Source organism: Sphingobacterium deserti, from assembly GCF_000757725.1.
Lineage (GTDB): Bacteria > Bacteroidota > Bacteroidia > Sphingobacteriales > Sphingobacteriaceae > Sphingobacterium > Sphingobacterium deserti.
This window is the reverse complement of record NZ_JJMU01000027.1, coordinates 1-10,308: the sequence shown is the minus strand read 5'-3', so window position 1 is coordinate 10,308 and position 10,308 is coordinate 1. Positions and strand designations below refer to the sequence as shown.

The window sequence follows — 10,308 nt, the reverse complement described above, 5'->3', positions numbered from 1 at the left end:
TTTTGGTTCCTTTTGCCCTACAAAAGGAACGCCATGTCCTGGCTAAGGACGGAAGGGATGTGGGGTGGACAATCCGTTTAAAAGACCATACTACCTTACAAAAGTATTTGCCTTGCCGCGGCATGCGGCGAAAGGGATATGGGATGGACAATCCAATTTTAAAAAGAACTACAACTCTTCGCGCAGCAACTTATCCAGTTCTTCGGGACTGAGGTTCATATTTACGTTGCCATCTTTAGCCATTGAAATTTCACCTGTTTCTTCCGACACGATGACAGCGATAGCTTCCGAAACTTCGGTGACCCCAATGGCAGCGCGGTGGCGTAGCCCAAATTGCGGAGGCAGGTCTTCGCTATCGGATATGGGGAGCACGCTGCTTGCCGTCATAATACGAAAATCGACGATGACCACGGCGCCATCATGAAGCGGACTGTTCTTAAAAAAAATGCTTTCCAGCAAGCGCTTGGATACAGGGGCATCTATATACTCGCCGCTGGATTGATAATATTCTTCATCAAAATACCGCGAGAAAACCAAAAGCGCGCCGGTGCGGGATTTTGACATGCTTCGGCATGCATCAATAATCGGTTTCAAGCGTTCACTATTATCGACTTGCGACGCCTTCTTCGTCCCCAAAAAAGACCAAAAGAACTTTTTCCGCCGCAGCGAGATATTTTTACCGATATGGATTAAAAATCGACGGATTTCCTGCTGGAAAACGACAATCAGTGCGATTGACCCGACAGATATGAAACCACCAAATATCTCCGTTAACAAACGCATTTCCATTTGCTTTACCACCAGGTATATCCCGTAAAACAAAGCAATGCCCAGCAGAATATTGACAGCAATGGTTCCTTTAATCAGGCTATAAACATAATACATAATGATAGCCACTAAAAAGATATCGATGACGTCTAGCAGGCGAAAGCCACTGAATATATTAAGGTCGAAATTTTCCATGTATACGTTGCAATTTAAAAAAAATTAGCGATTTTCCTTGCTTTTCGACGGTGTTTTGTAAGCGCTTAATTTAGTTTTATATCCCCTCAAATTTATCTATGTTTGTAGCGTAACAAGTGACGTAAACCATGACAAAGCTATCTGTAAACATCAATAAAATTGCAACGCTGCGGAATTCCCGAGGTGGAAATGTACCGAACGTACTTTCGGCAGCATTGGCCTGCGAGCGTTTCGGCGCGGAAGGCATCACCGTACATCCCAGACCTGATGAGAGGCACATTCGCTACCAAGATGTTTACGACCTGAAGGCTGAAATAAGCACGGAATTTAATATTGAAGGAAACTGTGAGGAACAGAAATTTATCGATCTCGTCTTAGCAAATAAACCGACACAAGTTACATTGGTACCGGACGCACTAAATCAAATCACTTCCAATCATGGTTGGGATACGGTGAAGCATCGGGTCTATTTGCAGGACATGGTAAAGCTATTTAAGGATCAAGGAATCCGCGTGTCCATCTTTGTTGATCCTGACGAAGATATGGTCGAGGCTGCGGCGGAAACAGGAACAGACCGCATTGAATTGTATACTGAGGCCTACGCCGCGGAATTTGGCTTTGACAGCGAGAAGGCTATTGAGCCCTACTACAAAGCGGCAAAGAAGGCACAGGAAGTTGGATTGGGATTAAATGCGGGCCACGACCTGGATCTTAATAACCTAAAATATTTTAATGAGCATATACCGGGGCTGCTCGAAGTAAGCATTGGTCATGCATTAATCGCGGATGCGCTTTACTTAGGCTTGGAAGAAACTATAAAACGTTACCTCGCAGCGCTGAAGGCGTAGTAATTTCAAAGTCAAAATTAAAAAGTCAAAAGTCAAAAGTAATAAGTCGGAAAAAGTATAGATTCAAAAAAATGGAAGTTAGGATACAAAGGTAAAACCCCAATAATCTAACTACTAAAATCTATTATCTAAGTACTAAATACTATTTATTACTTAATCCCTTTAAAGATCCTATTCCAGCGTATTTTTGTGAGGAAGGTTCCATCCACGTCATAACTCATCCACGTAAAAAGAGCTTTACCAACGATGTGATCTTCCGGAACAAAACCAAACTCCCGAGAGTCGGCAGAGTTATCCCTATTGTCGCCCATCATCCAATAGTAATTCATCTTAATCTCGTAACTGTCCGTCTTTAGGTTGTTTACATATATACCATCCGCACGATTTTCTAGGCTATTGGCTTCATAAACCCGAATAATGCGATCGTATAATGGCAGGTTTTGAGAAGTAAGCTGAACGACATCACCCTTTTTAGGAATGATAATAGGGCCGAAGTTATGGTAATCCCATTTTTCACTAGGGCTGTGAGGAAATGCAGATCCGCTGTTATCGTAGGGTAATATCTCTTTGACATTTGACCATGTGGCAATGTCAGCTATTTCCTCTCCGGTGACATACAAGAGATACGGTTCTGCAAATGGAAGACCATCGGCAGGGTCTTTTGCATAATCAATTCTCTTATCTACCAATTGTTGTAAATTCAGTCCAGAACCATCCGTATAGATTAAATAGGCTCGTTGCAGATCATTGGAATCGTAACTATCCTTCCCATTGACAAGGAGCTCACCTTTCCGCATTTCCACCTTATCGCCAGGGACGCCTACAGCCCGTTTGATATAGTTCTCCCTTTTATCGACAGGGCGACTATAGGGCGGATCTGCCTCTGTAGGGAGATTAAATACCACCACATCATTTCTCTTCAATTCTTGAAACCCCGGCAGCCTTTTGTAAGGAAGCTGAATCCATTCAGAATATGCTTTGCCGCCTGTTATGGGCATGGTGTGATGCGCAAAGGGGAAGGCGAGCGGCGTTATGGGCACCCTTGGGCCATAATTAAGCTTGCTCACAAAAAGGAAGTCGCCAATAAGGAGCCTTCGCTCCATAGAGCCGGTCGGAATCATATATGCCTCTAACAAAAAGCCGCGGATCAATGTAGCAGCAACGGTTGCAAATACAATAGCGTCTGCCCACTCCCGTAGCACGGACTTTGTATAAGGGTATTTACTTCGAAAAGCATCACTGTTTGCCACCCCCAGGTATTTCACTTCAGCATCATGTCCCCATAAGGGCAAGAAAATAAAGGGCAATAAAACGGCAACGACGGTCTCCCAAAATCGACGCTTGCCGAAGCTTCTTAAAAGATCAAGGTAAAGTGCGTAGAAAATAAAAATATTGACAATGGGAACAAGCAATAGTGCTATCCACCACGTTGGCCTGCCCGTTAGCTTAGCCATAACAAATTCCCTGTAGAATGGAACAGCAGCTTCCCAGCCCTCGCGTCCGGCTTTCTTAAATAAAAGCCACAATCCGTAAATGCTGGCTATCGTCCAAATCGCAATAATGCTATACCACATTTTGAAAAGTGAAAAGTGAAAAGTAATAATTCAAAAGTGAAAAGTAAAAATTTAAAAGTCAGAAGTTAGAAGTCAAAATCTTAACTTCAAAAGTTAGAAGTGATGATTTAAAAGTTGGGTGTTAAAACTTCTAAATCAAGATTCTGAGTACTAACTACGATCTACTACTACTTAATTCCTTTAAATATTCTGCTCCAACGGATGCTTGATAAAAAGCTTCCATCTTTATCGTAACTCATCCATGTGAACAGGGCTTTACCGACGATATGGTCTTCAGGAACAAATCCCCACGCTCTGGAATCTAACGAATTATGGCGATTGTCACCCATCATCCAGTAATAATTCTGCTTAAAAGTATAGTGGGTAGCTTTCGTTCCATTTACATAGTACCCATCGGTCTTATGTTCAAAGTTGTTGCCTTCGTAATCCCGTATCGCGCGGGCATACATCGGTGCTGATAGCGAGTCAAGTGCGACAGTCCAGCCTTTAGCCGGAATGGTGATGGGACCGAAGTTATCGAAATTCCATTTATAATGCTTTTCATGGGGGTAAGTATCGCCTATAGCTTGCGATTTGTCAAGCACAGCCATCTGTACAGCTTTCACATTTCCCCAGCTTTTGACTACCTGCGCTTCTTCCGCAGTCATGAAAACCCTAAACGTGCTTGGATCTTCCTGCGGATAATATTCTAACCGAAGGTCTTTCATTCGTTGCGGATTCAACCCTGATTCGTCTGTAGATACGATATAATCCATCTGCATTTCTGCTGGCACAAATCCGGCCTTACCGTTTACAATCAGTTGCGCATTCTCCATGGAAATGACATCACCGGGCAAGCCCACACAGCGCTTTATATAATTTTCACGTTTATCAATAGGCCTCGTAACTATCGTAAACTGATTATGCACCACGTCTTTTCCCATATAGCGTACCATATCAGCATAGGTTTGCTCTTGATGTTCAAGTACAACGGTATCACCTGCCGGGAAATTGAAAACAACAACATCGTTCCGTTCAATCTTTTGAAATCCAGGTAATCTTTTATAAGGTAGTTGGATAAGTTCGGAATATGCTTTGCCGCCAGTTACTGGCATTGTGTGGTGGGCAAATGGGAAGGCGATGGGCGTCATGGGCACCCTAGGGCCGTAATTAAGTTTGCTTACAAAAAGGAAATCACCGATCAGCAAACTGCGCTCCATGGATCCGGTGGGAATCATATAGGCTTCTAAAAGAAAGCCTCGGATTAAGGTTGCAGCTACCGTAGCAAAAATTATCGCGTCGGCCCATTCACGCGCGACCGTCTTCTTGTACGGATACTTCTTATGAAAATCTTCGGTATTGGAAGGCCCCAAATATTTGACTGAAGGGTCACGACCCCATATAGGCAGAAAAATAAACGGCAACAAAATAGCTACCGCCGTCTCCCAAAATCTACGTTTGCCGAAGCTTTTCAACAAATCTAAATATAGCCCATAAAAGATAAAGATATTGACTATGGGCACAAGCAATAGAAACACCCACCATGTTGGTCTTGCCGTAAGCTGAGCCATCACATATTCCCGGTAGAAGGGAATGATCGATTCCCAGCCTTGTTTGCCTGCTTTCTTATACAGTAACCACAATCCGTATAGCGCGGATAGCGTAAAGACTATAAAGATGATATACCACATTTTAAAAAGTTAAAAGTCAAAATTAAAAATCAAAAGTAAAAATTAAAAAGTTAAAAGTAAAAAGTAAAAAGTTAAAAGCCAAAATTAAAAAGCAAAGGTTTATTGGCTATAAAATGTCTTTATTAACTTCTGGACTTATACTAAAACTCGAACATTTCTGTTACTTGATAAAAGCCCTTCCTTCCCTGCAACCACTCCGCGGCAATTACCGCGCCCAAAGCGAAGCCCGCACGGCTATGCGCTGTATGTTTAAATTCGATCTGATCTACTTCGGAACTATACAGAACCGTATGTGTGCCGGGCACTTCTTCGATCCGATGGCTTTCAATCAATAATTCATCTGCTTTAGGAATCAGCTCCTCATTCTCTCCTACAAGATTATTGATCCATTTTGTTTTCTCTTCCACACCATCCAATATTCCTTCGGCAATAGTAATGGCCGTTCCACTAGGTGAATCCAATTTATGGATATGATGTATTTCCTCCACTTGTACGTCATATTGTTTATATGGGCTCATCGCTTTCGCTAACAACCGATTTACATGGAAGAACACATTCACACCTATGCTAAAATTAGACCCATAAAGTAACGACTGGTCGGCATCCAGGCAAACGGCTTTGATTTCTTCTATATGTTCGTACCAACCCGTTGTACCGACTACGATTGGCAGATTTGCTTCAAAACAAAGACTAATGTTATTTATGGCTGCAGCCGGTTCACTAAAATCAATCGCTACATCGGCCCCACTCAGCAAAGCTGCCGTGATGGATTCCCGATTGTCCTTATCCACAATTAGTTGGATTTCATGGCCCCTTTTCAGCGCAAATTTTTCAATCTGCTGCCCCATTTTTCCATAACCTAAAAGTATTATTTTCATCTATTTATTGTTTTGATGCGTTTCAGCTCGTTCTTTCGATATGTACAACGCAGCTTATATGTTAACTATTGTTTTCAACCTGTGAATATACATAATTCATGGCAGGATATACTGTTTAAAAAAACAGGGCAGACAACACGAAGGGTTTACTAATTAATGTTCATTGTTAGCTTGATACCCGGGGTAACGCCGTAACCGCCTAATACGCGATTACCCGCCATACCGTAGGATGGCATTAATGTCGGTCCAATTTTCATGGTCATATCCGGGCCGATGTTCCAACGATTTTTAAGCATCGAATCTACGTATGCTTCTATAGCGTTAAGTCCCCAAAAGCCTACGGTGATCAAGATCGTAAGATCTCGGTTTCTGCGCCCGTAATCTTTCTGCGTAACAAGCCCCTGCGTTTGATAAAACTGTAGATCTGGATCTCCGGCATCACCTTGGCCATTTGTCTCCACTCTATAAGCCAATTCATCCAGAAATTTCTTGTAATACCACTGCCAATAATCGAATACCAAATAACCTGTTACCAAGCCACCGTAGATAATAGGAACTTTCACCCACCACAGGCCTTTGTTGGTATATTGCCCCCATCCCGGTAGCATCAAAGAGCGCTTCCAGGCTACCCGCGACACATGTTCGATTTCCAAACGTGCCGAATCTTTCTTAATGCCTTTGTAGTAATATTTGTCTCGCTCTTTTTCCGCGCGCTCTCGCTCTTTGCGCTCCTTCCTCGTCTCTTCCTTCTTTACGGTATCTTGTGCTGAAGCAATAGAATCTGCTACCTGTAATTTTTCTTTCAGGGAGCCATTCTTCGTAGAATCTTGCTGCTGCGCATAGAGGCTAGCGGAGATACTAAATAAAAAAAGCGCTACAATAATATATCGCATTACCACTCCAATAATTCGAGAATCCGGCTTAAATCGTCTTCGCTGTCGAATGGAATTTCGATAGCGCCCTTACCTTTGCTGTTTTTCAGGTTTAAACGTACGCGTGTAGAAAACCGAGAAGCTAAATCGTCCTCAATTTTTTGGTATTGAAAATCGAGTTGCTTGCCGACCGGTGCCTTTTGCGGCTTCGTTTGTTGTTGTATATTCCGCACCAAAATTTCCGTCATACGGACAGACAATCCTTTTTCAATGATTTCCTGAAATACGAAAAGCTGCTTTTCCACCTCGCCTACGTTAATCAACGCACGGGCATGCCCCATGGAAATATCACCATCACGAATACCTGCCTGAATGGCTGGTGGCAACTTGAGCAGACGCAAGTAGTTTGTTACGGTAGAACGATTTTTACTCACACGCTCACCTAGCTGCTCTTGTTTCAGGTTACACTCCTCGATCATACGCTGAAAACTTAAGGCCACCTCGATAGCATTCAAGTTTTCCCGTTGAATATTCTCAATCAGAGCCATTTCCAGCATTTGCTGGTCATTGGCTGTACGTACGTAGGCCGGTATTTCATTTATTCCAGCAAGCTTAGAAGCGCGCAAACGGCGTTCACCGCTGATAAGCTGATATTCATTTCTATTTAATTGACGAACCGTGATCGGCTGGATCAGGCCCTGAACCTCAATCGAATCAGCAAGCTCCCGTAATGCCTGTTCATCAAAATCTGTACGCGGCTGGAAAGGATTGACAGCGATATCTTCAATCTTTATAAAATTGATACTGCCCGCAGTGGCGTTCGAGCCTTCCTTAGCGACAGCATTATTTCCTGCTGAGCTTTGAGGCATCTGCACATCTTCGCTTTGTAGCAAAGCACCTAGCCCCTTCCCTAAACCTGTTTTTCTCTGTAATGCCATACTTTATACTGTCGCTGTTTGCGTATCTTTTAAAACTAATCCATTTTTCTGTAAGATCTCCCGCGCAAGGTTTAGGTAGTTCACCGCTCCTTTACACGAAGCATCGTGCATAATAACAGAAATACCGAAGCTCGGCGCCTCACTCAACCGTGTATTACGCTGAATAATCGTATCGAAAACAAGCTCGCTAAAATGGGTACGCACCTCATCGACCACTTGGTTTGACAAGCGCAAACGAACGTCATACATCGTCAATAAAATACCTTCGATTTCTAAATTTGTATTTAAGCGGGTTTGCACTATTTTGATCGTGTTCAACAATTTTCCGAGGCCCTCAAGTGCAAAATATTCACATTGAACGGGAATGATAACGGAATTTGAAGCCGTTAATGCATTGATCGTGATAAGGCCGAGCGAGGGAGAGCAATCTACGATAATGAAATCGTAGTCATCTTTAATCACCTCGAGCATTTTTAACATTTTAAATTCTCGCTCGTGCATATTGATCATCTCTATTTCTGCGCCCACCAAGTCGATGTGTGCCGGTAGCAAATCCAAATTAGGCGTATCGGTATGCTGAATCGCATCACGCGGATCAAGATCGTTCACCAGACATTCGTAGACACTGGCTTTTATTCCACGCGGATCGAAACCTATCCCTGAGGTCGAATTTGCTTGCGGATCAGCATCCACCAACAACGTCTTATGTTCGAGAACAGCTAAACTTGCCGCCAAATTAATCGAAGTTGTTGTTTTTCCTACGCCACCTTTTTGATTAGCAATTGCTATTATTTTTCCCATGAGAATGAAATCCTTTCTAAAACCTAAATGCCGATGATAGAGATGTTGCCTAAAAGTACCGCAAATTTACAATCCCTTTGTGAAGGAAATGCTTAAATGATGTTAAAATTAGTATTTTTGGCAAAAGCTCTTAACCAGCGGCTAAGGGTGCTAAGATACGAAAAATAGCATTATGACCGGATAAAGATTTCGGCGCTTTTTGTCACAGAACCATTTGCATGAATTTAATCATATCAGGAACAAACAGAGAGCGTAGCAACTCGTTAAAAATCGCACAGTACTACCAGCAAGAATTATTGCGCAAGGGAGAATCATGGGATATCTTATCGTTAACAGACTTGCCTCCCGAAATCAATGCAACAGACCTCTATGGTAAACGCAGTAAGTTGTTCGAGCCAATACAAGCAGCCGTGTCTGCAGCGCAAAAGTTTATTTTTATCATCCCCGAATACAATGGTAGCTTCCCGGGTGTATTGAAGGTTTTTATTGATGCATGCGCCTTTCCCGCGTCTTTTTATCACAAAAAAACGGCCTTGGTGGGCCTCTCTTCTGGCAAATATGGCAACATCCGTGGCGTAGATCACTTTACCGGCGTATGCAATTATTTGCGGATGCACGTCCTGCCACTGAAGATTCATCTGTCGAAAATTCAGGATGAATTGAGCCCTGATGGGCAACTCAAGGAAGAACTAACGCGCAATTTTGTACACGAGCAAATCGAGGAAATTATTCGCTTTTAGATTGTTCCTTTTATGATATTTTCAAGTAGTTCGTCGAGATTATTTCTAAACTTCATAGACTCCGCAGGATACTGTATCAGTGCCGCTTTTTTCTCTTCGTAACTAAACATTTCCCAGGCGCCATTGTCGTATTCCAAGGCCGTTAGATTTTCGATCCAATCGCCAGAATTCATATATATGCAGCTACCCTTTTTTGTTTCTACTTTGCGTATTTGAGGCTGATGAATGTGTCCGCAAATAACGTAATCATATTTATTTTCAATAGCAAGGTGAGATGCAGTATCTTCAAAATCTGAAATAAATTTTATGGCTTTTTTTACCGAATTTTTGATCTGCTTGGAAAGGGAATATTTCTCCCGACCGAGCTTCGTTAAAGCCCAGTTTACAACGTTATTGAGTTGAATCAATCGATCGTAACCCCAGCCGCCCAGCTTCGCTAACCATTTGGTATGTTGTATGGACGCATCAAATACATCACCATGAAAAATCCAATTTTTCTTACCGTCGAGATCGATTAGTAGCCTATTGGTTAATGTGATGTGACCAAATTGCATCTTCCCAAATTTACGCAACATTTCATCATGGTTGCCGGTGATATAGGTTACTTCACAACCTTGATAAGCAAGGTCTAAAATATATTTAAGCACCCTGAGGTGAGATTCCGGGAAATAGCTTTTCCTGAACTGCCAAATATCGATGATATCACCATTGAGTATAAGTTTGCGGGGATTAATGGATGACAGGTAGCTTAATAGCTCTTCGGAGCGACATCCATAGGTTCCGAGATGTACATCGGAGATAACGACTAATTCAACTTCTCGCTTCATATTCGTTTTTTCAAAGTAACCTCTTTAATATTAATATAGGATTGTCTACAGATTAAATAATTGTCAAGTTTATGATTATTAAGGTGATATCGCATGCCGCAGCAAGTTCAGATTGCTGTTTATAAAACAGTTTGTCCCTCGCTCAAACCCTTCCGCCGCATGCCGCGGCAAGGCAAATACTTTTGAAGGGCAAAAGA

Annotated in this window: 11 protein-coding genes; 3 read left to right on the top strand and 8 right to left on the bottom strand. The window is 42.4% G+C overall.

Annotated features, from left to right (window positions below):
• A partial coding sequence (locus tag DI53_RS20545) for a hypothetical protein (RefSeq protein ID WP_206538016.1) occupies nucleotides 1–212 on the top strand: 212 nt, incomplete at its 5' end.
• Here the strand turns inward: DI53_RS20545 and cdaA are convergent.
• The gene (cdaA, locus tag DI53_RS09190) at nucleotides 169–963 is read right to left on the bottom strand and encodes a diadenylate cyclase CdaA (protein WP_037498018.1); all 795 of its coding nucleotides are present in this window, start codon (nucleotides 961–963) and stop codon (nucleotides 169–171) included. The two genes, DI53_RS20545 and cdaA, sit on opposite strands and share 44 nt — an antisense overlap.
• A gap of 128 nt (nucleotides 964–1,091) precedes the next feature.
• Between cdaA and DI53_RS09185 the strand changes: the two genes are divergently transcribed.
• Complete coding sequence (locus DI53_RS09185) at nucleotides 1,092–1,811, top strand: pyridoxine 5'-phosphate synthase (protein WP_037498016.1); 720 nt, start codon at nucleotides 1,092–1,094, stop codon at nucleotides 1,809–1,811.
• A 149-nt stretch (nucleotides 1,812–1,960) separates the two neighbouring features.
• Here the strand turns inward: DI53_RS09185 and lepB (DI53_RS09180) are convergent, their stop codons facing one another.
• From lepB (DI53_RS09180) to DI53_RS09155, 6 genes are all read right to left on the bottom strand, one after another.
• Nucleotides 1,961–3,385 carry a signal peptidase I gene (gene lepB / locus DI53_RS09180; protein WP_037498014.1) on the bottom strand — a complete coding sequence of 475 codons (1,425 nt, stop codon included), beginning with the start codon at nucleotides 3,383–3,385 and terminating at the stop codon, nucleotides 1,961–1,963.
• A gap of 167 nt (nucleotides 3,386–3,552) precedes the next feature.
• Nucleotides 3,553–5,055, bottom strand: a complete 1,503-nt coding sequence (lepB, locus tag DI53_RS09175; RefSeq protein ID WP_037498011.1) for a signal peptidase I — start codon at nucleotides 5,053–5,055, stop codon at nucleotides 3,553–3,555.
• A 140-nt stretch (nucleotides 5,056–5,195) separates the two neighbouring features.
• A complete protein-coding gene (dapB, locus tag DI53_RS09170; protein ID WP_037498009.1) occupies nucleotides 5,196–5,933 on the bottom strand; it encodes a 4-hydroxy-tetrahydrodipicolinate reductase in 738 nt (245 codons plus the stop codon).
• Nucleotides 5,934–6,082: 149 nt separating this feature from the next.
• Complete coding sequence (locus tag DI53_RS09165) at nucleotides 6,083–6,826, bottom strand: DUF5683 domain-containing protein (protein WP_052072261.1); 744 nt, start codon at nucleotides 6,824–6,826, stop codon at nucleotides 6,083–6,085.
• A complete protein-coding gene (locus DI53_RS09160; RefSeq protein ID WP_037498005.1) occupies nucleotides 6,826–7,743 on the bottom strand; it encodes a ParB/RepB/Spo0J family partition protein in 918 nt (305 codons plus the stop codon). The genes DI53_RS09165 and DI53_RS09160 overlap by 1 nt, the downstream gene beginning before the upstream one ends.
• Before the next feature lie 3 nt (nucleotides 7,744–7,746).
• Nucleotides 7,747–8,544, bottom strand: coding sequence for a ParA family protein (locus tag DI53_RS09155; RefSeq protein WP_037498002.1), 798 nt, complete (start codon nucleotides 8,542–8,544; stop codon nucleotides 7,747–7,749).
• 218 nt (nucleotides 8,545–8,762) lie between these two features.
• Here DI53_RS09155 and DI53_RS09150 point away from each other — a divergent pair, with 218 nt between their 5' ends.
• Nucleotides 8,763–9,284 (top strand): NADPH-dependent FMN reductase, encoded by a 522-nt coding sequence (locus DI53_RS09150; RefSeq protein WP_037497998.1) that lies wholly within the window; start codon nucleotides 8,763–8,765, stop codon nucleotides 9,282–9,284.
• On the opposite strand, the gene DI53_RS09145 is transcribed toward DI53_RS09150, so the two are convergent.
• Nucleotides 9,281–10,111, bottom strand: a complete 831-nt coding sequence (locus DI53_RS09145; RefSeq protein ID WP_037497994.1) for a UDP-2,3-diacylglucosamine diphosphatase — start codon at nucleotides 10,109–10,111, stop codon at nucleotides 9,281–9,283. The two genes, DI53_RS09150 and DI53_RS09145, sit on opposite strands and share 4 nt — an antisense overlap.
• Nucleotides 10,112–10,308 lie beyond the last annotated feature (197 nt).

Coding starts and splice junctions, on each gene's coding strand:
- lepB (WP_037498011.1), bottom strand. CDS start 5,055: ATGTGGTATATCATCTTTATAGTCTTTACGCTATCCGCGCTATACGGA.
- DI53_RS09150 (WP_037497998.1), top strand. CDS start 8,763: ATGAATTTAATCATATCAGGAACAAACAGAGAGCGTAGCAACTCGTTA.
- DI53_RS09155 (WP_037498002.1), bottom strand. CDS start 8,544: ATGGGAAAAATAATAGCAATTGCTAATCAAAAAGGTGGCGTAGGAAAA.
- dapB (WP_037498009.1), bottom strand. CDS start 5,933: ATGAAAATAATACTTTTAGGTTATGGAAAAATGGGGCAGCAGATTGAA.
- DI53_RS09160 (WP_037498005.1), bottom strand. CDS start 7,743: ATGGCATTACAGAGAAAAACAGGTTTAGGGAAGGGGCTAGGTGCTTTG.
- DI53_RS09145 (WP_037497994.1), bottom strand. CDS start 10,111: ATGAAGCGAGAAGTTGAATTAGTCGTTATCTCCGATGTACATCTCGGA.
- DI53_RS09165 (WP_052072261.1), bottom strand. CDS start 6,826: ATGCGATATATTATTGTAGCGCTTTTTTTATTTAGTATCTCCGCTAGC.
- cdaA (WP_037498018.1), bottom strand. CDS start 963: ATGGAAAATTTCGACCTTAATATATTCAGTGGCTTTCGCCTGCTAGAC.
- lepB (WP_037498014.1), bottom strand. CDS start 3,385: ATGTGGTATAGCATTATTGCGATTTGGACGATAGCCAGCATTTACGGA.
- DI53_RS09185 (WP_037498016.1), top strand. CDS start 1,092: ATGACAAAGCTATCTGTAAACATCAATAAAATTGCAACGCTGCGGAAT.